Source organism: Nocardia sp. NPDC041819, assembly GCF_055590505.1.
The window spans coordinates 192,734-217,800 of sequence record NZ_JBVJAP010000011.1; the positions used below are offsets into that span (position 1 = coordinate 192,734).

Consider the following 25,067-nt stretch of genomic DNA (forward strand, 5'->3'; position numbering starts at 1 on the left):
GGCCGCATTGCTCGAAACGAGATTCGAAACGCCCGGCCTCCGTGCGGAGCTGGGAGGTTTGATACCACTAGACTGACCCGAGCTGCTGTCAGATAGCTTGTCCCACCAGAGTGGCGATGCTTCACGGTAGATTCAAAAGTTCTGTTTTCAGATTTTGAGACGACTGAAATGCCGACAAAGGGGAGGTGTGGAAGTCGCCGCGAATGTCCGGTTCATGCCGGACACCGGCGGATCGAGCTACCCGCGAAACCTGAACGGCGCGGCGCAGAGCAGGGGTGGCGCCGCTTCGAAGTAGACGAAGTGCATACAAAGCCAGATTTCGGATGCGGTGGGCCGACGTCCTTCCGTCGTGCCTTCGCGCGTCCGGGTAGGAATAAGGGGTCATGCGATGAATCTGAAGTCAGACGAAACCGCCGACGGCGATCAGGGGCTGATTCCGCTCTCGAGTGCGCAGTACGGTATGTGGCTCGCGGACCATATGCCCGGTGGACCGGCTGTCAACATCGCACACTGCGTCGAGATCAAGGGCCCGGTGGACCACGACGTGTTCACGCGGGCGGTGAACGCCGGCGGGCACGAAACCGAGTCCCTTGTGGTTCGCGTGGTCGAATCCGACGGCCGGCCGTATCAATTCGTCGACCGCGGCATCATCTACGACGAGCCGGTGCTGGATTTCAGCGACGCGCGGGATCCGGTCGCGGCGGCGATGGAGTGGATGCGCCGCGACTACAACACCAAGGCCGTCGACCTCGCCCGCGACCGGCTCACCGTGACGAGGCTCCTGCGGGTCGGCGAGGACCACTACTTCTGGTACGGCCGCGCGCACCATCTGGTGGTCGACGGGTACGGCGCCTTCAACAGCCTGATGCGGATGGCCGAGCATTACAACGCGCTGCTGGAGGGCAGGCCTCCGACGCGGCTGGACGCGGCGAGCCTGCGCGACATCGTCGAAGCGGAGCGTGCCTATCGCGCCAGTTCGCGCTACGAGGCGGACAAGACATTCTGGCTGAACAAGGTTTCCGGCCTGCCCACGCCGGTCAGCCTGTCCGGCCGCACGGCCCGTTTCGGCAAGGTCGACCGCGTGGCCGGCCTGCAGCTGCCCGGCCACCTGTCCGACCGGCTCGACCGTTTCGCCGACGAGGTGAACGCGTCGGCCGCGCAGGTGGTGATCGCCGCGTTCGCCGCCTTCCTCGCCCGGATGACCGGCACCGAGGATGTCGCGCTGTCGCTGCCGGTGACCGCCCGCGTGACCAAGCGCCTGCGCAACGCCGCCGCGATGCTGGCGAACATGGTGCCGATTCGTTTCGCCGTGCGCCACTCGACCACCGTGGAGGAACTGGTCCGCGCCTCGGTGTCCGAGATCGTCTCGGCGATGCGCCATCAGCTGTACCGGTTCGAGGATCTGCGCCGCGACTCGGCCGCGATCGACTCCGCCGCCAATTCGTTCGGCCCGATCGTGAACATCCTGTTCTTCGACTCCGAGATCCGGCTCGGCTCGGCCGTCGGCCGCTACCGCGCGTTGACCTCCGGCGCGCTCGACGATCTGCAGCTCAATCTGTACCGCTCGGGCGCGGACGCCCCGTTGCTGATCGAGCTGCACGGCAATCCGAACCTCTACGGGCAGGACGAACTCGAGTCGCATGCCGACCGGTTCCTCGATTTCCTGCACCGGATGATGGACTCGCCCCTGGACACCCGCATCGGTGACCTCCAGCTCGTCGGACCCGCCGAGGAACTGCGCATCGTCGAGGAACTCGCCGGCCACGACGGCGAATCTCCCTCCGCCACACTGGTGGAACTGCTGACCGATCAGGCGGCGTCCACGCCCTCCGCGGTGGCGGTGACCTCGGACGCCGGCACGCTCACCTACCGCGAACTCGACGAACGATCCAATCGGTTCGCCCGCGGGCTCATCGCGCTCGGCGCGGGTCCGGAATCGTTGGTGGCCATCGCGATGCCACGGGACGCGGATCTGATCGTCGCCGTGCTCGGGGTGCTCAAATCGGGCGCCGGCTACCTCCCGCTGGACACGGCCCATCCGGCCGAACGGCTCGAATACGTACTGGGCGACGCGAACCCGATCGCGGTGGTGACGAAGCGAAGCATGCGCGAACACGTACCGGGCGATCCCGGCCGCGTTGTGCTGTTCGACGACCTTCTCGCCGCGGAGCAGGCCGCGGGCCCGATCAGCGATGCGGATCGGACCGGCTTGCTGCGCCCCGACCACCTCGCCTACGTCATCTACACGTCCGGATCCACCGGCCGGCCGAAGGGCGTCTCCATCACCCACCGCGCCGTGTCCACCTATCTGGTGAACTCGTGCGCCGAGATCGGCATCCGGTCCGACGATGTCTGGACGTTGTTCCACTCCTTCGCGTTCGACTACTCGGTCTGGGAGATCTTCGGTGCGCTGATCACCGGCGGCCGGATCGTCGTCGTGGACAGTCTCACCACCCGATCGCCGGACGACGTGGTGCGTCTGGCGGCGCGCGAACGGGTCACGGTCTTCAGCCAGACGCCGTCGGCGTTCTACCAGTTCGCGGCCGCCCGACAGCGCTACGCGCACGCCGGGGAGCACGAAGGCGAGTTGTCGCTGCGGCTGGTCGTCCTCTCGGGTGAAGCTCTCGATCCGGCCGCGCTGGCCGACTGGTACGAGCACAACCCGAATCTGCCGGTCCTGGCCAACAGCTATGGAATCACCGAAACCACCGTCTTCGTCACCTACACAGACCTCACACCGGACATCGCCGTTCCGGGCGCACCGAGCACGGTCGGCCCGGCGTTGCCGGGCTTGCGCACATACGTCCTGGACGAGCGCTTGCGTCCGTGCCCGCTCGGCGCCTGGGGCGAGATCTATGTCGCGGGCGCACAACTCGCTCGCGGCTACCTCCGGCGACCGGCGCTGAGCGCGGGACGTTTCGTCGCGAATCCGTTCGGGCTGCCGGGAGAGCGCCTCTATCGCAGCGGGGACGTGGCGCGCTGGAATCACAAGGGCGAGCTGGAATACCGCGGACGCGCCGACCAGCAGGTGCAGTTGCGCGGGTTCCGGATCGAGCTGGACGAGATCCGCAACGCGCTGCTGGGCCATGACAGCGTCGCCACCGCGGTCGTCGTCGTGCATCTGGCGGGCACCGAGGCCGCCCGGCTGGTCGGCTACGTCGTACCCGCCGTCGGCGCGAGCTGCGAGCCGGACACCCTGCGCACGCACGTCGCCACGATGCTGCCGGAATACATGGTGCCGTCGAGCGTCGTCGTGCTCGAGGTGGTGCCGCTGACCGTGAACGGCAAGGTGGACTACCGGGCGCTGCCCGAGCCGGTCTTCGATTCGGCCGCCGCGTACGTCGCGCCACGCACGGTGGTCGAGGAGTCGATCGCGGACGTCTTCGCGGAGGTTCTCGGCACCGACCGGGTGGGCGTGTTCGACAGCTTCTTCGAACTCGGCGGCAACTCGATCACCGCGACCAGCGCGGCCGTGCGCATCGCGGAGGTGACCCGATGCGACGTGTCGGTCCGCGACCTGTTCGTCAAGCAGACCGTCGCCGAACTCGCCGCGCACCTCGAGGACGGTAGCCGCTCCGGCAGGCCCGTGCTGCGCGCGGCGGCCAGGCCCGAGCCCATCCCGCTGGCGCCGGCGCAGAACAGGATGTGGCTGGTCAATCAGGCCGACCCGGCCTCGGCCGCCTACAACATCCCGCTGATTGTGCAACTGACCGGACGTCTCGACACCGCGGCGCTGCGAGCCGCGCTGACCGACGTGATCGATCGGCACGAATCGCTGCGCACCGTCTACCCCGCCGTGAACGGCGAGGGGATCCAGGTCGTGCTGCCCGCCGAAGAGGTCGTCGCCGGTCTCGACCTGGCCCCGCGGCCGACCGATCCGGACGATATCGAGCAGCGGATCCGCGAGCTGGCATCGGTCGGGACCGATCTGCGCGAACGCGCCCCGATCCGGGTGGCGCTGCTGGCCACGACCGACCGCTCGCGACATGTCCTGGCCGTGGTCCTGCACCACATCTGCTGTGACGGATCCTCGCTGCGGCCGCTCGCGGTCGATGTCGCCGTCGCCTACGAGGCGAGGGTGCAGGGGAAGAAGCCGGACTGGGAACCCTTGAGCGTCCAATACGCCGACTACAGCGTCTGGCATCACAGCCTGCTCGGCGACCCGGACGATCCGGAGTCGCGAGCCGCCCACCAGCTGCGGTATTGGTCGCAGCGATTGGCGGGCATGCCGCCGGTGCTGGAGCTGCCCGCCGACCGTCCGCGTCCGGCCCGCCGATCCATGCGCGGCGACGTCGCGGACACCGTGATCCCGGCCGAGACCTTCGCCGGTATCGAGCGGCTGGCCCGCGCGGCCAACGTCACGACGTTCATGGTGGTCCACGCCGCGCTGGCCGTGCTGCTGGCGCGGATGTCGGGTTCGGCGGACATCACCGTCGGCACGCCGGTCGCCGGGCGCGGCGAGCGTGCGCTCGAGCCGCTCATCGGCATGTTCGTCAACACCGTGCCGCTGCGCACCGAGGTGTCCTTCGAGGAGTCGTTCACCGAGTTCTTGGCGCGGGTCAAGGACATCGACGTCGATGCCTTCGCCAACAGCGACCTGCCCTACGAGCGTGTCGTGGACGAACTGCATCCGAAGCGGTCCCTGGCGTACGCGCCGCTGTGCCAGGTTTATCTGGCGTTCGAGAACATGGACCGGGCGAGCCTGGAGCTGTCCGAGCTCACCGTCGAGCTGCTGGATCCCGGCGCCGAACCGGCGAAAGTGGACATCATCGTCACCGTCGCCGAGAACACCGCGGCGGGCGGCGATGTCGCGCTGCGGATCAACTACGCCACGGACCTCTTCGACCGGGAGACCGTCGAAGAACTCGCCGAGCGGCTGAACCGGATGCTCGACGCGTTCGTGTCGAATCCCCGGGCCCGGGTCGGCGAAGTGGATCTGTTGTCCGGTGTCGAGCGGCTGGGGTTGGTCCCGGCCTCCGGTGGTCGCGCCGAGAAGCCCCGGGTGCTGGCGGATGTGCTGCTGGTCGGTGATCGCACCGCGCCGGCCGTGGTGGCGGGCGCTCGGGTGCTCTCCTACGGGGAGCTGGACGAGTGGTCGAATCGTCTCGCGCGAGTACTGATCGACTGGGGCGTCGGGCCGGGGGACCAGGTCGCGCTGGCAATGGGGCGGTCGGTGGAGTTCGTGGTCGGTGTGTGGGCGGTGGCGCGTGCCGGCGCCGCGTTCGTCCCGGTGGACCCGCGCTACCCCGGCGAGCGAGTGGCGCACATGGTCGCGGACTCGAATGTGGAGGTCGCGCTCACGGTCGAGGCCTCGAGCACCCTGCTTCCCGGTCATGTGCGGCAACTGATCCTCGACCATCCGGGCACCGAGGCGTTCATCGCGACGCATTCCCCGGCCCCGGTGACCGACGCCGATCGCGTACGCGCCTGCCGGATCGCCGACGCGGCCTACGTGGTGTACACCTCGGGCTCGACCGGCAAGCCGAAGGGCGTGGCGGTCACGCACGAGGGCTTGGCGAATTTCGCGATCGAGCAGCGTGAGCGCTATCGCGTCGATCGCAGGTCGCGCGTGTTGCAGGTGGCCGCGCCCGGCTTCGACGCGGTGATGCTGGAGCTGCTGATGGCGCACGCGAACGGCGCGCTGCTCGTCGTGTCGCCGCCGGAGGTGTTCGCCGGGGCGCAGCTGGCGGAATTGATTCGCGCCCAGGAGGTCTCGCACGCGTTCGTGACGCCCAGCGTGCTGGCGACGATGTCGCCCGCCGGTCTCGATTCGCTGCGGGTGCTGGTGGCCGGCGGGGAAGCGGTGTCGGCCGAGACGGTCGCGGTATGGGCGCCGGGGCGGCGGCTGCACAACGGGTACGGTCCCACCGAGACCACCATCATGGTCGCGATCAGCGATCCCCTGTGCGTCGGCGACCCGGTCACCATCGGTGGCCCGATCCGCGGCGTCGACGCGGTGGTGCTGGACGAACGACTGCGGCCGGTCCCGGTCGGGGTGACCGGTCAGCTGTACGTCTCGGGCGTGCAGTTGTCGCGCGGGTACCTCAACCGGCCCGCGTCCACGGCCGCCACGTTCGTGGCCAACCCGTACGGCCCCGCGGGCACCCGCATGTACGGCACCGGCGACTTGGCGCGCTGGACCGCCGATCACACTCTGGAATACCTGGGGCGCACCGACTTCCAGGTGAAGATCCGCGGCCAGCGCATCGAACTCGGCGAGATCGAAGCCGTTCTCGCCGGACATCCGAGCGTCGCGGCAGCGGTCGTGGTGGGCGTGCAGGCGGAGAGCGGATCACGGCTGGCGGCGTACGTAGTGCCCGCGTGCGGCGCCGTCGAGACCGCGGAGCTGACGAAGTACGCGGCACAACGCCTGCCGTCGCACATGGTGCCGGACACGGTCATGGTGCTCGACACCCTGCCGCTGTCGTCGGTGGGCAAGGTCGATCGCGCCGCACTGCCGGAACCGGAATTCGCGCCCGCCGTGGAGTTCGTCGCGCCGCGCAACGCGACCGAGCAGATCGTCGCCGACATCTGCGCGGGCGTGCTCGGCATCGACCGCGTCGGCGTGCTCGACAGCTTTTTCGATCTCGGCGGCAACTCGCTGTCGGCCACCCGCGCGGCGGCGCAGCTCAGCGGCGCGTTCGGTGTCGAGGTGCCTCTGCGTGCCATCTTCGAGACGCCGACCATCGGTGCGCTGGCCGAACGTCTGCGCAGTGCCGACACGGCGACCCGGGTGCCGCTCGCGCCGCAGGAGCGCCCGGACCGGATCCCGCTGTCGCCCGCTCAGGCCCGCATGTGGTTCCTCAACCAGTTCGACACGAGCTCGCCGGTCTACAACATTCCGCTGGTCGTGCGGATGTCGGGTGACCTCGACGTGGCCGCGATGCACGCGGCCGTCGCGGACGTGCTGGAACGGCACGAGGCGCTGCGAACCGTGTACCCGGACAGCGACAGCGGGCCGCATCAGGTGATCGTTTCGGTGGAAACGGCGCTGCCCCCGCTGACACCGGTGCCGGTCGCGGCCGGTGAGGTCGAGGCGCGCGTGGCCGCCGAGGTCACGGTGGGCTTCGACGTCACCATCGAGGTTCCGTTCCGGGTCGCGTTGCTGCGCAGCGCACCCGGCGACCATGCCTTGGTGCTAGTCGTCCATCACATCAGCTTCGACGGGTCCTCGCTCGCGCCGCTGGCCGCGGACCTGATGACCGCCTACCGTGCCCGGGTCCGGCGCCAGGCGCCGCAGTGGGCGCCGTTGCCGGTGCAGTACGCCGATTACGCGCTGTGGCAACGGAAGATGCTGGGCACCGAGGACGATCCGCACAGCCCGACCGTCGCCCAGACGCGCTACTGGCTCGCCGCACTCGCCGACCTGCCCGAGGTGCTGGATCTGCCGACCGACCGTCCGCGGCCCGCGAAGCAGTCGTTCCGCGGCGCGACGGTCTCGGCCGTCCTGCCCGCGGATCTGCATCGTGCGGTGGTCGCCTTGGCCCGCCGTCACGACGCGACGGTCTTCATGGTGATGCACGCGGCCTACGCGGCGTTGCTGGCGCGGCTGTCCGGCACCGGGGACATCGCGGTCGGCACACCGATCGCCGGTCGTGGCGAGCCGGGGTTGGACGGCCTGGTCGGCATGTTCGTCAATACGCTGGTGTTGCGGACGTACATCGCGCCCGGCGCGTCCTTCGTCCGGATCCTGGATCAGGTCAGGGCCACCGACCTCGCAGCCTTCGAGAACGCCGACATCCCGTTCGAGCGTTTGGTCGAGGTGCTCAATCCGCCGCGCTCCACCGCACACGCGCCGCTGACCCAGGTGGGCTTCTCGTTCCAGAACATCGAGATCCCCACGGTGCGGTTCGAGGGCCTGACGGTCTCGGCGCAGATGGCCGATCCGAGCGTGGCGAAGTACGACCTGCACCTGAATCTGGTCGACGCCTTGGAGCCGGATGGCGAACCGGGCGATATGGCAGTCGAATTCGGCTATGCGACAGATCTTTTCGACGAGGCGACGGTCGCGGCGATGTTCGACCGCTACCTGCTTCTGCTGCGCGCGATCGTCCTCGATCCCACCCGCGCCATCGGCGACATCGATCTGCTGACCGCGCAGGAGGCGCGGCGGATCGCGCGGCGGTCGAGCGGTGCGGCCACGCGGGCTCCGGCGGTGACGGTCGCGGACTTGTTCGCCGTGCAGGTCGCACTGACTCCGGATCACCCGGCGGTCATCGATGCCGTGAGCGGGGCGCGGCTGGATTACCGGCAATTCGGTGCGCGGGTGAATTCCCTGGCCCGGGCGCTGATCCGGCGCGGGGCAGGCCCGGAAACCGTGGTGGCGGTGGCGATGCGCCGCTCGGTGGATCTGCTGGCCACGCTGTACGCCATCCATGCGGCGGGGGCGGCCTACTTGCCGCTGGATCCGGACCACCCGGCCGACCGGGTGCGTGCCGTCCTCTCCGCCGCGCGGCCGATCGCGGTGCTCACCCGTCCGGACGACCGGGCAAGCCTGCCCGCCGGCGTGCCGGTCTGGGCGCTCGGCGACCTCGAGGCCGAGCACTCGGACGGATCGGCGCTGACCGATGCCGACCGGACGCGGCCGCTGCGCCCGGAGGATCTGGCCTACGTCATCTACACCTCCGGTTCGACGGGTGTGCCCAAGGGCGTGGCCGTCCCGCACGCGGCGGTGGTGAACCAGTTGCGCTGGATGCGCGAGCACTACCGCCTCGGCGGCGACGACGTGATGCTGCTGCGCACGCCCGTGACGTTCGACCTGTCGGTGTGGGAGCTGTTCTGCGCGCCGACCTGTGGCGCGGCGCTGGTCGTCGCCGGTCCCGACGCGCAGAGCGATCCGCGTGAGGTTGCCCGGCTGCTGGCCGAGTACCGGGTGACCACGGTGGATTTCGTGCCGTCGTTGCTCTCGGCGTTCCTCGAGGTGGCCGCCCCGCGGCAGTTCCCGGCCCTGCGGCGTGTGTTGTGCATCGGGGAGGCGCTCCCGGCCGAAACGGTTCGCCGTTTCCGGGAATTCAGCGATGCCCGCATCGACAACCTGTACGGCCCGACGGAGGCGGCGGTCAGCGTCACCGCGCATCGGATCGACACGGTCGAGGGCGTGGCCGTACCGATCGGCGTGCCCGAGGCGAACGTGACCGTGCACGTGCTGGATTCGCGGATGCATCCGGTGCCGGTGGGCGTCACCGGTGAGCTGTACCTCGGCGGTGTCCAGCTGGCTCGCGGATACCACGACCGTCCGAGCCTGACCGCGGCGACGTTCGTCGCGGATCCCTTCGGCGGCGCGGGCGGCGCGCGCCTCTACCGCACCGGCGACCTCGTTCGCTGGGAGGAGGCCGGCGGCCTGCGCTACGTCGGCCGCGCCGACACCCAGGTGAAGGTGCGCGGCCTGCGCATCGAACTCGGCGACATCGAAGCCGCGCTGATCGCGCACGAGCAGGTGCACGCGGCGGTCGCACAGGTACGCGCCGACGGCGGCGAGCAGCGGCTGGTCGTCTACGTGGTCGCGGACGCGGCGCTCGACGTACGGCAGGTCCGGGGCTTCCTGCTGGATCGGCTGCCTGCCTACATGGTGCCGTCGTCGGTGACCCGGATCGACTCGATTCCGCTCAACGCCAACGGCAAGGTGGACTACCGGGCGTTGCCCGAGCCGGACCCGGGTGTCCAGGAGTCCGAGTTCCGTGCGCCCCGGGGCCTGGTGGAACAGGCGATCGCCGGGGTCTTCGCGGAACTGTTCGACCGGCCCGAGATCGGCGCGGACGACAATTTCTTCGAGCTGGGCGGCAACTCGCTGGTCGCGACGCGCGCGCTGAGCCGGATCGGCGACGTCGTGGACGTGACCATTCCGGTGCGCGCGATCTTCGAGGCCCCGACCGTGGCCGGTCTGGCCGAGCGGATCGCCCGGTTGCGCGCGGTCCCGAGTCTTCCGGCGCCGACCGCGGCCCCTCGGCCGGACCGTATCCCGCTGTCGCACGCGCAGACCCGGATGTGGTTCCTCAACCAGTTCGATCCGGCCGCCCCCGGTTACATCGTGCCGCTGGCGATTCGATTGGAGGGCGAGCTCGATCCGGCGGCCTTGACGGCCGCCGTCGGCGATGTCGTCGAGCGGCACGAGAGCCTGCGCACCATGTACCCGGCGGTCGACGGTACGCCCACCCAGGTCGTGCTGAACGCCGAGGACGTGCTGGCGACGTGCGACCTCACCCCGCAGGCGGTGGGCGAGCGGGAACTGCCGCACCGGCTGGCCGAGTTCTGCGGCACCGGATTCGACGTCGCCGCGGGCGTGCCACTGCGCGTGGCGCTGTACCAGTTGTCCGACCAGGCGTGGACGCTCGCGCTGGCCGCCCACCACATCGCCTGCGACGGCTTCTCGGTGGCTCCGCTGGCCGCCGACCTGGTGACGGCGTATCGAGCGCGCTCCGGTGGTACCGCGCCGGACTGGGCGCCGCTGCCCGTGCAATTCGCCGACTACGCCCTGTGGCAGCGTGCGGTCCTCGGCTCCGCGGACGACCCGGACTCGTACGTGGCCCGTGACATCGCCTACTGGCGAACACAACTCGCGGGTGTGCCCGATCTGCTCGAGTTGCCGACCGACCGGCCGAGGCCGCTCGAACAGTCCCAGCGCGGCGCGGTGCTCCAGGTCCCCATCCCCGGGGAACTGCAAGGCCGGGTGGAGGCGCTGGCGCGGCGGTCCGGGGCCACCACGTTCATGGTGGTGCACGCGGCCCTGGCGGTGCTGCTGTCTCGGCTGTCCGGCAGCGATGACGTCACCGTCGGCGTGCCGCACGCGGGACGCGGCGACCGGTCGCTGGACGGCATGGTCGGAATGTTCGTCAACACCTTGGTGATGCGGACGCCGATCACGCTCGACCAGACCTTCTCGAGCCTGCTGGACCAGGTGCGGCGCACCGACATCGAGGCGTTGGACCATGCCACCGTGCCGTTCGAGCAACTGGTGGACGCGCTCAACCCGGTGCGCTCGACCGCGCACACGCCGCTGTTCCAGGTGCTGCTGGCCTACCAGAACATGGCGCGGGCTCGCGTCGAGCTGCCGGGGCTGATCGTGGAGAATGTGGACCCTGGCGACAGCGCGGCGATCTACGACCTGCTGCTGATGGTGAGCGAAAGCCACGGCACGCACAACGAGCCGACCGGCATGACGCTGCGCCTGACCTACGCCACGGACCTCTTCGACGAGGACACGGTGCGGCGCTTCGCCGACCGATTCGTCGGAGTACTCGACGCCGCGGCTCGAAACGCCGAGGCCACCGTCGGCGAGATCGGGTTGCTCGACGAGGCGGAGCGGTCCCAAGTGCTGGAGCGGTGGAACGACACCGGAGGCTCCGCCGCACCCGGCCGTACGCTCGTCGATGTCTTCGACGAACAGGTCGCGCGCACCCCGGACAACACGGCGCTGCGACTTCCGGACGGCAGTACCTCGACCTACCGGGAGTTCGACGCACGGGTCAACCAGCTGGCCCGATGGCTCATCGCACGCGGCGCCGGGCCGGAGACGATCGTGGCGGTGGCCGTCCGCCGGTCGGCCGAACTCGTCACGGCTGTCTACGCGGTGGTGAAGGCGGGCGCGGCGTTCCTGCCGATCGACCCGGATCACCCGAGCGCGCGGATCGCGCACGTGCTGGGCGCGGGCCGTCCGCTGCTGGTGCTGACGACCGCCGCCGATGGCGGCGACCTGCCGGAGGGTTTCGAGTACGCGCCGATCGACCGGCTCGACGTGACCGATCTGTCCGGCGACCGCATCACCGACGCGCAGCGGCGCACACCGCTGCGGCCGAATCACCTGGCCTATGTGCTGTTCACCTCCGGGTCCACCGGCGTCCCCAAAGGCGTGGCCCTGACCCATGCCGCCACCGTGAGCCAGTTGGCGTGGGCGCAACGGCAGTGGCCGCACGGAACGTCCGACGCCGTGCTGTACAAGACGCCGATCACGTTCGACATCGCCGTGTGGGAGCTGTTCTGGCCGTTGCAGACCGGTGCGCACATCGTCGTCGCCGAACCGGACGGACATCGCGACCCCGCGTACCTGGCGGACGTCATCGCGCGGCACGAGATCACCACCGTTCACTTCGTGCCGTCGATGCTCGATGTCCTGCTCGAATCCGCGGGCGTCGCCGAACTGCCCTCGGTCCGGCAGGTGTTCGTCGCGGGTGAGGCGCTGGCGCAACGCACGGTCGACGCCGCGGCGCACGTCTTCACGCGGGCGGAAGTGGTGAACTGGTACGGGCCCGCGGAGGCGGAGGTGGTCACCGCCCAGCGGTGCGCGCCGCGGGCGACGACCGCGGCGACGGTGCCGATCGGAGCGCCTGCCGCGGGCATGAAGGTCTACGTCCTGGATTCGCGGTTGCGGCCGGTGCCCGTCGGTGTGGTCGGTGAGCTGTACGTCGCGGGCGTCCAGTTGGCGCGCGGCTACCACGCGCGCGCCGGACTCACCTGCGCCGCGTTCGTCGCGAACCCGTTCGGTGCGGCCGGGGAGCGGCTGTACCGAACGGGTGACCTGGTTCGCTGGCGCAAGAGCGGCGAGTTGGAGTATCTGGGCCGCAGCGACTTCCAGGTGAAGGTGCGCGGTCAGCGGGTGGAGCCCGGTGACATCGAAGCCGCGCTGCGCGCGATTCCGCAGGTGGCGCGCGCGGTGGCGATCGTGACCACCGAACGCATCGTCGGATACGTGACATCGGTTCCCGGCGCGGTGATCGACGGCCGCGCGATCCGCGAACAGCTGACCCGCACACTGCCGTCCTACTTGGTGCCGGACGGTGTGCAGGTGCTGGAGGCGATGCCGCTCACCGCCAACGGCAAGCTCGACCGGTCGGCGCTGCCCCGGCCGGTGTTCGACGACGGCGAAACCTTCGTCTCGCCGCGCACCGACGCCGAGGCGGTGCTGGCGCGCCTGGTCGCCGAACTCACCGGCGCGGACCGGGTGAGCGTGACGGCGAACCTCTTCGAGATCGGCGTGAACTCGCTCTCGGCTGCCCAGCTCGCGGCGCGGGCCCAGGCAGCCGTCGGTGTCGACGTCGGCATCCGGGACGTGTTCGACGCGCCGACGATCTCCGCTCTGGCCGAACGGATTTCGACGCGGACCCGGTCTACCGTGGTTGCGCTGACGGCGCGGCAACGTCTCGGTGCGGTCCCGTTGGCGGCGGCGCAACGGCGGATCTGGTTCCTCAACCAGTTCGACACCGCCTCGGCGGCCTACAACATCTGCTTCGCGGCCCGGCTGACCGGCTCGCTGGACACCGATGCGCTGCGGGCGGCGTTCCTCGACGTGGTGACCAGGCACGAGCCGCTGCGGACGGTGTATCCGCTCGTGGACGGCGAACCCAGCCAGGTCGTGCGGGATGTCGCGGCGATCGGCACGGACGTGACGTTCACACCGGAGCCGGTCGACGGCGAGACGGAACTGGCCGACCGCATCCGAGAAGACGTCGAAGCGGGATTCGACATCACGGAGTCGGTGCCCGTGCGGGCGCGGCTGTATCGCAGCGCGCCCGACGCGCACGTGCTGGTGGTCGTGGTCCATCACATCGCGGCCGACGGCGCGTCGATGGCTCCGCTGGCCCGCGACGTGTTCGCCGCCTACCGGGCGCGGGTGAGCGGCCACGCGCCGCGGTGGGAACCGCTGGAGGTGCAGTACGCCGACTACGCGATGTGGCAGCAGGAGTTGCTCGGTTCGGAGGACGACCCGTCGTCGCTGATCGCGCGGCAGATCGGTTACTGGACCGACGCTCTCGACGGTTCCCCGGAGCTGCTGGCCCTGCCGACGGACCGGCCGCGCCCGGCCACCATCTCCACCGCGGGCGGCAACATCCGGTTCGAGATGCCGGCGCGGCTGCACGACGAGATCGTGCGGCTGGCCCACCGCGAGGGCGTCACCGTGTTCGTCGTCCTGCACGCGGCGCTGGCGATCCTGCTGGCGCGCACCGCGCACAGCGACGACATCTCGGTCGGCACCCCGGTCGCCGGTCGCGGCAGGCCGGAACTCGACGATCTGGTCGGCATGTTCGTGAACACGGTCGTGCTGCGCACGCGGATCGATGACGACCGATCGTTCCGGGAACTCCTCGCCGAGGTGCGCGACGTGGACCTGGAAGCGCTCGCCCACGCCGATCTGCCCTACGAACGGCTGGTCGACGTCATCGGCCGTCCGCGTTCCACGGCGTATTCGCCGCTGTTCCAGGTGATGTTCGGGTTGCAGAACACCCGGGCGGCCCGGTTCGAGCTGCCCGGCATCGGTGTCGAGGTTCTCGACCCCGGTATCGCGCAGGCCAAGGCCGACCTCACCGTGCTGGTGACCGAACGCCGCGAGGGCGATCGGCCCGCCGGGATCGACGGTGAGATCATCTACGCCACCGATCTTTTCGTCGAGTCGACAGCGCATTCGCTGGCCGAGAGGTTCGTCCGGGTCCTCGCCGCGGTCACTTCCGAGCCGGCGCGGCCGATCGGGCGCATAGGTCTGCTGGGCGCCGCCGACACCGAACGCCTGGTGCCTGCGCGGGGCGGCGACGGCACCCGGCCTTGCCTGCTGCCGGACCTGCTGGCCACGGCCGTTGCCACGGCCCCGTCGGCGGTGGCCCTGATCGGGGACACCGGAACCCTCACCTACGCCGAACTCGATCGCAGGGCCAACCGGCTCGCCCGCCATCTGATCGGCCGAGGCGCGGGACCGGGCGTGTTCGTGGCGCTGGCGGTGCCACGGTCGGTCGACTATCACGTCGCCATGTGGGCGATCGCGAAGACCGGCGCCACTTTCGTTCCGGTGGATCTGCGCTACCCCGTCGAGCGGATCGCGCACATGGTCGATGATTCCGGCGTCGCCATCGGCATCACGCTCGCGGCCGCGCGCGCGTCGCTGCCGGACGGCGTGCGCTGGTCGACGCTCGACGATCCCCGCACGGCCGACGAGATCGCGGAACAGTCCGACCGGTCGGTGACCGACGTGGACCGCGGACGGGCTCTGCGGATCGAGGATGCCGCCTACCTGATCTACACATCCGGTTCGACGGGAACGCCCAAGGGTGTGGTGGTCACGCACGCGGGGTTGGCGAACTTCGCAGCCGAGCAGCGTGATCGCTATCGGGTGGACGGGTCCTCCCGCGTCCTGCAAGTAGCCGCGCCCGCCTTCGACGCGGTGCTGCTGGAAGCGTTGATGGCGCACGCCGCGTGTGCGACGTTGGTCGTCTCGCCACCGGAGGTGTTCGGCGGCCCGGACCTGGCCGAGTTGATCCGCACGCATCGGGTGACGCACGCCTTCCTGACGCCGAGTGTGCTGGCGACCATGTCACCCGCCGGTCTCGAGTCGGTGCGGATGCTCGCGGTCGGCGGGGAGATGGTGCCCGCGGAGTTGATCGCCACCTGGGCGCCCGGACGGCGGTTGCACAACATCTACGGCCCCACCGAGACCACGATCGTGATCACGATGAGCGATCCGGTGCGGCCCGGCGATCCGATCGCGATCGGCGGCCCGATCCGGGGCGCGGAGGCACTGGTGCTGGACGCGCGCTTGCGCCCGGTGCCGGTCGGGGTCGCGGGGGAGCTGTACCTTTCGGGGGCGCAGCTGGCGCGCGGCTACCTCGGCCGGCGCGCGGTGACGGCTGGCGCGTTCGTCGCGAACCCCTACGGCGGGCCGGGTGCGCGGATGTACCGCACCGGCGACATCGTCCGCTGGACCGCGCAGTGCACCCTGGAGTACGTCGGCCGCAGCGATTTCCAGATCAAGATCCGTGGCCAGCGCATCGAACTCGGTGAGATCGACGCCGCGCTGCTGACGCATCCCGAGGTGGCCGCGGCGGTCACGGTCAGCCGTACCGGACCGAGCGGGCAGCCGCTGCTGGCCGCGTACATCGTGAACGAGGCCGCGACGGCCGTCGACCCGGACGCCGTGCTCGATCACGTCGCGTCGGTATTGCCCGCGCACATGGTGCCGTCGGTGGTCACCGTGCTCGACCGCATGCCGATCACCTCGACGGGCAAGGTGGATCGGAAAGCGCTGCCGGAACCGGTTTTCCGAGCCGCCGGGGACGACGCGACAGAGGCGTCGACGGAGGTGGAGCGCATCGTCGCGGCCGCGTTCGCGGACGTTCTCGGGATCGAGTCGGTCGGCGTCACCACCTCGTTCTTCACCCTCGGCGGTGATTCCATCCTGTCGATCCAGCTGGCTTCGCGGTTGAAGTCGGCGGGTGTCATCGTGACGGCGCGCGACATCTTCGAGCACAAGACCGTCCGGGGGCTGGCGCGGGTCGCCGCGGCCGCCGAACGGGTCTCGCTCGCGGAGTTGCCGGGCGGCGGCGTGGGCGAGGTCCCGTTCACCCCGGTGGTCTCCTGGTTCACCGAGCGTCTCGGCGCCGCCCCGCGGTTCGCTCAGTCGATGCTGGTGCGCTTGCCGCGCGACGCGCGAGTCGACGACGTGACCGCGACGGTGCGGGCAGTGCTCGAACAGCACGACATGCTGCGAGCGCGGCTGCGGGAACAATATCTGGAGGTGGCGCCGCGCAGCGCCGCGGACGCCGCGAGCGCGGTGTTCACGCGCACCTTCCGCGCCGAGGAGACGCCGGGCAGCGAAGGTTTCACCGCGTTGGTGGAGGCGGCGCTGGGAGAGGCGTCCGACCGTCTCGACCCGGCGGCCGGCCGGATGGTGCAGGTGGTGTGCCTGCTGCCCGAACCCGGTGTGGACGCCGAAGCGCGCGCCCTCGTCGTGGTCCATCACCTGGCGGTCGACGGTGTGTCGTGGCGGATCCTGATTCCCGACTTCGCGACCGCCTGGCAGCAGGTCACGCGGGGACGCGCGGTGGAATTGCCCGCACAGGGCACCTCCATGCGCCGGTGGGCGCACGCGGTGGCCGATGCCGCAGCGGCCCGCGCCGGGGAGCTCGAACTGTGGCACCGGATGGGCGCGGCTCCCGATCCGCTGCTCGGCAGCGCGGTGCTCGATCCCGCCCTCGACACCCACTCGACCGTGCGGCATCTGACGGTGTCCCTGCCGGCGGAGGTCACCGCGGCATTGCTCGACGCGGTGCCCAGGGCCGCGCACGGCAGCGTCGACGACGCGTTGCTGGCCGGTCTGGCCATGGCGACGACAGGCTGGCGGCACCGGCGCGGCATCGCGCACGCGGGTGTGAAAGTACTGCTGGAAGGGCACGGCCGGGCGGAGCAGATCGCCGAGGGCGCGGATGTCTCCCGCACGGTGGGGTGGTTCACCAACACCTACCCGGTGGCGCTCGACCTGAGCGGTGTCGAACCGGACGATCCGCGCGCCGCGGTGAAGTCCGTGAAAGACCAGTTGCGCCGAATCCCGGACAAGGGAATCGGTTACGGTCTGCTGCGCTACCTGCACGCGGGCACGTCCGACCGGCTCGCGGCACTGCCGGAGCCGCAGATCAGCTTCAACAACCTCGGCCGGGTCGGTGTCGATTTGACGACACTGTCGGACCTCGCGTGGATTCCCACCGACGAGCCGTTCGACCGGCGGGGCGCCTTCGATCCGGACATGCCCGCGGCGGCGGCCGTCACGATCGACGTGAACATCGTGGACACCGAGGCGGGACCGCGACTGTCGGCGCATGTCGGCTACGCGTCCCGGTTGCTCGAGCACGCCGACGTGGCCGAACTCGTCGACGCGTGGGTCGACGCGGTGACCGGGATCGCCATGGCGGCCCGCGCCGACGAGGACTGGGGCTTCTCACCCGCCGACGTTCCGCTCGTCGCGGTCACGCAGTCGGACCTGGACACGTTCGCCGGGTGCTACGGATCCCTCGGCGATGTCTGGTCGCTGGCTCCGCTGCAGGCGGGCCTGCTGTTCCACGCCGAACTCGCCGCCGGCGATCTCGACGTCTACACGGCGCAATCGACACTGGCCCTCGCCGGCGTGATCGACGAGGATCGGCTCGAGCGGTCCGCGGCGGCCTTGCTGGAGCGTCATCCCAACTTGCGCGCCGCCTTCGTCCGAACTGCCGACGGCGTTCCGGCGCAGGTGATTCCGGCGGCCGCGGTGGTGCGCTGGCGACGGGTCGATCTGCGTGAGGGCACGACGACACCGGAGGAACTGATCGAGGCCGAGCGGGCGGTCCCGTTCGATCCCGCCGATCCGCCGCTGCTGCGGTTCCTGCTCATCGCCGTGGCGCCGCAGGACTTCCGGCTCGTGCTGACGGCACACCACCTGCTGCTGGACGGCTGGTCGTTGCCGTTGCTGTGGCGCGAGCTGATCGGCCTGTACGCGGTGAGCGCGCGCGCCGAACTGCTGCCCGCCGCGGCGTCGTACCGCGGCTACCTGGAATGGCTGGATCGGCGCGACCCGTCCGCCGGTATCGAGGCGTGGCGCGATGCCCTCGGTGAATTCACCGAACCCACGGTGGTCGCCGATACGCGCACGCAGACGACGGTCGGCATTCCGGCCGACCTGGCGGTGGTCCTGGATCACGCCGCCACCACCGAACTGGTGGAATTCGCCCGGACACGGGCGGTGACCATGGCGACGATCGTGCAGTTCGCCTGGGCGGTGGTCCTGGGCAACCTGCTCGGCGCCGAGCGCGTGATATTCGGCGGCACGGTCTCCGGACGTCCCGCCGACCTGCCCGGCGTGGAATCGATGATCGGTTTGTTCATCAACACGATCCCGGTGCCCGTGCACGTCCCGCGGACTTCGACCATCGAGGACGCGGTGCGGCGGTTGCAGGCCGACAACACCCGCCTGCTCGATCATCACGACGTCGAGCTGTCCCGGATCCTGTCGGCCGCCGGCGCTGCCCAGCTGTTCGACACCCTGGTCGTCTTCGAGTCGTACCCGGTCGACAGCAGCGGCCTGGGCGACGCCGACATCGACGGCATGCGGGTGGTCGCGGCGGACGGCAGCGATGCCGCGCACTACCCGATCACCGTGCAGGCCCACCAGACCGACCGGCTGCACGTCATGATCCGCTACCAGCGGGCACGCGTGGACGACCGGACGGCCGCGGGTCTGGCCGCCCGCCTGGAGACCGTACTGCGCGCCATCACGAGCGATCCGCGGGCGCGGCTGGACGGGCTCGACCTGTTGTCCGCGACCGAGCGCCGTGATCTGGTGCCGGCCAGCGGCGGCCGCGCGGAGTCGCCCCGGGTGCTGGCGGAGTTGCTGTCCGCCGGTGCCGCGGTGGATCCGGAAGCGGCGGCGGTGGTCTCGAACGAATGCACGATGTCCTACGCCGAGCTGGACGCCCGGTCGAACCGTGTCGCGCGCGAGCTGATCGACTGGGGTGCCGGGCCGGGCGACCAGGTGGCGTTGGCGATGGCGCGGTCGGTGGACTTCGTGGTCGGCATGTGGGCGGTGGCCAAGACCGGCGCCGCGTTCCTGCCCGTGGATCCACGGAATCCGGCAGAACGCGTCGGGCACATGGTCGCCGACTCGCAGGTGCGGGTCGCGATCACGGTGGGCGCGTCGCGAGAACTGGTCCCCGACCCCGTCCGGCGGCTGGTGCTCGATGATCCCGAAACCCGGAAGGCGATCGAGGCGCGGTCCTCGGCCGCGGTGACGGACCGGGACAGGGTGCGGAAGCCGCATCATCGCGACACGGCCTACGTGCTGTACACCTCGGGCTCGACCGGCACGCCGAAGGGAGTCGCCGTCACCCACGAGGGTCTGGCCAATTTCGCCGCCGTGCAACGTGATCGCTTCGGTGTGGACGCCCGGTCGCGGGTGCTGAACGCGTCCGCCCCCGGTTTCGACGTGGTGGTCCTGGAGCTGCTGCTGGCCCATGCCAACGGCGCGGTGCTCGTGGTGCCGCCGCCGGACGTTTTCGGTGGCCCCGAACTGGCGGAATTCATTCGCGCGCAGGGTGTCTCGCACTCGTTCATGACGCCGAGCGTGCTGTCGACGATGGACCCGAATGGGTTGGACTCCCTCCGCGTGCTGATGGCGGGCGGCGAGGCGGTGACACCGGAGATCGTCACGCAGTGGTCGCCGGGACGGCGACTGCTCAACGGATACGGTCCGACCGAGACGACGATTCTGGCCGGTATCAGTGCTCCGCTGTATCCCGGCGAAACCGTCACGATCGGTGGTCCGATCCCCGGAGTCGAGGCCGTCGTGCTGGACGCGTGGCTGCGACCGGTGCCGGTCGGCGTGGTCGGCGAGCTGTATCTCGCCGGAGTGCAACTGGCCCGCGGATACGTGAACCGGCCGGTGGCGACATCGGGTGCGTTCGTGGCGAATCCGTTCGGCGCGCCAGGGTCACGCATGTACCGCACGGGAGACCTGGCTCGCTGGACCCCGGAACACACCGTGGAATACCTCGGCCGTGGCGACTTCCAGGTCAAGATCCGCGGTCAACGCATCGAGCTCGGTGAGATCGAAGCCGTTCTCGCCGGACAGCCCGGTGTGGAACACGCGGTGGTCGTGCTGCGCAAAGACGAGCGCGGCGTCGGCAGGCTCGTCGGCTACCTGGTCGGCTCCGAGGACCTGGATCCGGAGGATGTCCGCGCCGCGGCGCGGCTGCGGCTGCCCGCGCACATGGTGCCCGACCTGTGCATGGTGCTCGCCGAATTTCCGCTCACCCGAACCGGGAAGCTCGATCGCCTGGCGCTTCCCGCACCGGAGTTCTCGGCGGCGCGGGCCTGGACCGCTCCGCGGACCGAAACCGAACGGCACGTCGCGGAGGTCTTCGGCAACGTCCTCGGCATCGACCGGGTCGGAGCCACCGACAGCTTCTTCGACCTCGGCGGCAACTCGCTGTCGGCGACGCGGGTGACCGCCCAGTTGGGCACCGCGCTCGGAGTGAGCGTCGGCGTTCGCGACCTGTTCGAAGCGCCCACGGTCGCTGAACTCGCCGCCCGTCTGGACAACTCCGAGCGGACGGTCCGGGTGCCGCTGGTGGCGCGCACCCGTCCGGCGCTGGTGCCGTTGTCGCCGGCACAGCAGCGGATGTGGTTCCTCAACCAGCTCGACACTTCCGTCGGCGCGTACAACATCCCGCTGGTGATCCGGCTGACGGGCGAACTCGACATCGATGCCCTGCGCCGTGCGTGCGAGCTGGTCATCGAGCGGCACGAGTCCCTGCGGACCAAGTTCCCGATCACCGACGGGACGCCACACCAGGTCGCGGTCCCCGCCCGGGAGGTCCCGGCCGGGCTGACCGCCGTCCCGGTCGAGGCGGAGCGGCTGATGGAGCGCGTGCTCGCCACCGTTTCGGCGAGCTTCGACGTGACGCAGGCGCCGCCGCTGCGCATGGAATTGCTCCGGCTCGGCGACCACGAGCACGTCCTGGTGATCGCCGTGCACCACATCTGCGCCGACGGGCAGTCCATGCTGCCGCTCGCGCGGGACGTGGCGGTGGCCTATCAGGCGAGCAGGCAAGGGACGGAACCGATCTGGCCTGCCCTCGCGGTCCAGTACGCGGACTACACGCTGTGGCAGCGCGACGTACTCGGCGACGAGCACGATCCCGGCTCGATCATGTCCCAGCAGCTGCGCTTCTGGAAGGACACGCTCGGCGGGCTGCCCGAACTGCTCGAGTTGCCCACCGACTTGCCGCGCCCGCCGGTGGCGTCCATGCGCGGCCGGACAGTGGATTTCGAGATCTCCGCTGCGCTGCGGGAGCGCGTCGGCGCGGTCGCGCGCACGGCGAACGCGACGGTCTTCATGGTGATGCACGCCGCGCTGACCGTCCTGCTGTCGCGGCTGGCCGGGGTCGGCGACGTCGCGGTGGGCACCCCGGTGGCCGGACGCGGGGAGCGTGAACTCGATGATCTGATCGGCATGTTCGTCAACACCCTCGTGCTCCGGTCGCGGATGTCGTCGCACCAGTCGTTCGCCGATCTGCTCGCGGCGACCCGCGACACCGATCTGGCGGCATTCGCGCATGCCGACGTGCCCTTCGAGCAAGTGGTGGAGGCGCTCAATCCACCCAGGTCCACCGCGCACCTGCCGCTGTACCAGGTGACCCTCGATGTCCAGAACCTGAGCGAGGCCGCGTTGAAGCTGCCCGGGCTCACCGTCGAACCGGTCGAGAACGGATTCGAACCGGCGCAGGCCGACCTGAATCTGAACCTGGTCGAACGCGTCGGCGGCCACGGGCAGCCGGACGGCATGCGGGCACGCCTGACCTACGCGACCGATCTGTTCGTCGAGGAGACGATGACCCGGTTCGCGCAGGCCTACGTGCGGATCCTGGAGGAGGTGACCGCTGATCCCGCGATCGCGGTCGGGGACATCGACCTCGCGGGCCCGGCGCAGCGCCGCGAACTGCTCGACGCGGCCGGTAGCGCCGGCGCCGCGGTGGCGGACACGACGCTCGCCGAGCTGTTCACCGTCCAGGCCGCCGCGCGACCGGACGCTATCGCGGTGACCGACGGGGCGTCGCAGCTGACCTACGCGGAGCTGGATCGCCGCGCCGCCGCGGTGGCCGCCCGGCTGGCCGAGCACGGAGTGCGTCCGGAATCGCTGGTGGCCGTGGCCTTGCCACGCACGGTCGACCTGGTGGTGGGCCTGCTCGGCGTCCTGCGCGCCGGCGCGGGATATCTGCCGCTGGATGTGGCGTATCCGACGGAGCGCCTGCGATTCATGCTCGACGACGCTCGTCCGGCCGCGGTGCTCACTTCGGCGGGCATGTCCGCGGCGGTGCCGGAGTGCGCCGCACCGGTACTGCTCGTCGAGGACTGCGCGGACGCTTCCGATCCGGCGGTGATATCGGGTGCGCGGCCCGGCAACGTCGCCTACGTGATCTACACGTCCGGATCGACGGGCCGCCCGAAGGGCGTGACGGTCAGCCATCGGGAAGCGGTCACCCTGTTCACCAACGCGGCCGAGCGATTCGATCTCGGGCCCGGCGACGTGTGGACGATGTTCCATTCCTACGCCTTCGATTTCGCGGTGTGGGAGATCTGGGGCGCGCTGCTGTCCGGCGGCAAGGTGGTCGTGGTGGATTACGACACCTCCAGGTCGCCGGAGACGTTCGTGGAGGTCGTGGCCCGGGAGGGCGTGACAGTGCTGAGCCAGACCCCCTCGGCGTTCTACGGATTCGCCGAGGCCGAGCGCCGCTATCGCGAAGACGGTTGTCCCGCAGGTGATCTCGCTCTGCGGTATGTCGTCTTCGGTGGCGAGGCGCTGGACGCCGCCCGGCTCGACGACTGGTTCGCCGCGCATGCGCCGGGATCGCCGCGGCTGGTCAACATGTACGGCATCACCGAGACGACCGTGCACGTGACGTTCCGCGAGGTCACGCGGACGAGCGCGGCCGGAATCGGCGCTGCGCTCCCGGGGCTGCGGGTGTACGTCCTCGACGACCGGCTGCGTCCGGCTCCGATCGGCGTCGCGGGCGAGATCTACGTGGCCGGTGGCCAGCTCTCGCGAGGTTATCTGGGAGCGGCGGCGCTGACCGCGGGCCGATTCGTGGCCAACCCGTTCGATCGGGACGGCACCCGGCTCTACCGTTCCGGGGATGTGGGGAGGTGGCGGAAGTCCGCGAGCGGGCTGGAACTGGTGTACGCGGGCCGGGCCGACGCGCAGGTGCAGTTGCGCGGCTTCCGCATCGAACTCGGCGAGGTGGAATCGGCGCTGCTGCGCCACCCGCTCGTCACCCAGGCCGCGGTCACGGTGCACCGGCACGATCGCGGCGTGGACCAGCTGATCGGCTACGTCGTGGGCGTGGACGGCGAGCGGATCGATCCGGCCGAGGTCCGCGAGACCGCCGCTCGAATGCTGACCGGTTACATGGTGCCCGCGGCGATCATGGTGTTGCCCGCGCTGCCCTTGACGGTCAACGGCAAGCTCGATCGAAAGGCATTGCCCGCTCCCGAGTTCGAGGAATCGACGTCCGCGTTCGTGGCGCCCCGGACGCACACCGAAAAAGTGATCGGCGAGGTCTACGCGCAGGTCCTGGGTGTCCAGCGTGTCGGGATCACCGACGGGTTCTTCGATCTCGGCGGCAACTCGCTGCTGGCGACGATGGTGGTGACCGAATTGCGCACCCGCGGCGTGACGATCCAGCTGCCGTGGATGTTCGACGACGCGACGCCGCGAGCGCTGGCGGCCAGGGCCGACGGCACGGCAGGCGGCTCGGGGCTGCAAGTGTTGCTGCCGCTGCGCGCGCACGGCCGGAAACCCGCGGTGTTCGCGGTACATCCCGCCGGCGGGCTGGCCTGGTTCTACGGCGGCGTGGTCGAGCATCTGCACAAGGACCGGCCGGTCTACGGCTTGCAGGATCCGCATGTCGTAGCGGGCGAACCAGGTGCGCATTCCGTCGACGAACTGGCGGAACGCTATGTGGCCGAGATACGCCGAGTGCAACCGAGCGGGCCGTATCACCTGCTCGGGTGGTCGCTGGGCGGCGCGATCGCGCACGCCGTCGCGGTCCGGCTCCAGCGCGCGGGTCAGCAGGTCGGCATGCTGGCCATGATGGACAGCGCCGTGGGCGACTCCGAGGCGCTGGCCGCGTCGATGAGCGCCACCGCGAACGAGCCCGCGCCGGGTGAGTTGATGGCCGATCTGCTCGGTGGCTGGCGTGAGCTGTTCGATCTCGGCGCCGAGGTGGCAGCGGACACCCATGAGCAGGCCTGGGCGGTGATCCGCGCCCAGGTGACCGCCACCGGGATGTTCACCGCCGAACAGGTCGACCGGGTGATGGAGAGTTTCGAGACCGCCACCGCCATCGCCCAGCAGTACCGGCCGGACGTCTTCGACGGCGACCTGGTCTTCTTCACCGCAGGCAAGGACCGCGCCGACCACGACGCCGCCGTGCGGACGTGGCGGCCGTTCGTCACCGGCGACCTGCGCAACACGGTCGTCGACGCACGACATCTCGAATTGACCCACCCGCACGCATTGGCCGTCATCGGCCCGATCCTCGAAAGGTTCTTGAACGAATGCTGAAGGCTCTCGACCGACCGGCCTGCTCGAGATCGACGTCGGGCGAGCGGAGCCGGGCGTAGCCGAGACGGACCGGCGCCGCATCCGCGCCGTCGTCGCGGAAGTGCGCGAGATCTACGCCATCCGGCAGGAGACCGTCTGACGCGTTCCTCGACCGGCGCGGCGTGGCCGCCGCCACCGCATCGAAGATGTTCGACCCGGCACGGGAACAGTCCGGAGCTTT

1 protein-coding gene is annotated in these 25,067 nt (G+C 70.2%); it reads left to right on the forward strand.

What is annotated here, in order from left to right; genetic code table 11:
- Positions 1 to 388 precede the first annotated feature (388 nt).
- Positions 389 to 24,847, forward strand: coding sequence for a non-ribosomal peptide synthetase (locus ACZ6DL_RS27555; RefSeq protein WP_466055406.1), 24,459 nt, complete (start codon positions 389 to 391; stop codon positions 24,845 to 24,847).
- Positions 24,848 to 25,067: the final 220 nt, after the last annotated feature.

What these genes read in the sequence shown, in the direction of transcription:
- ACZ6DL_RS27555 (WP_466055406.1), top strand. Translation starts at nt 389, where the DNA reads ATGAATCTGAAGTCAGACGAAACCGCCGACGGCGATCAGGGGCTGATT.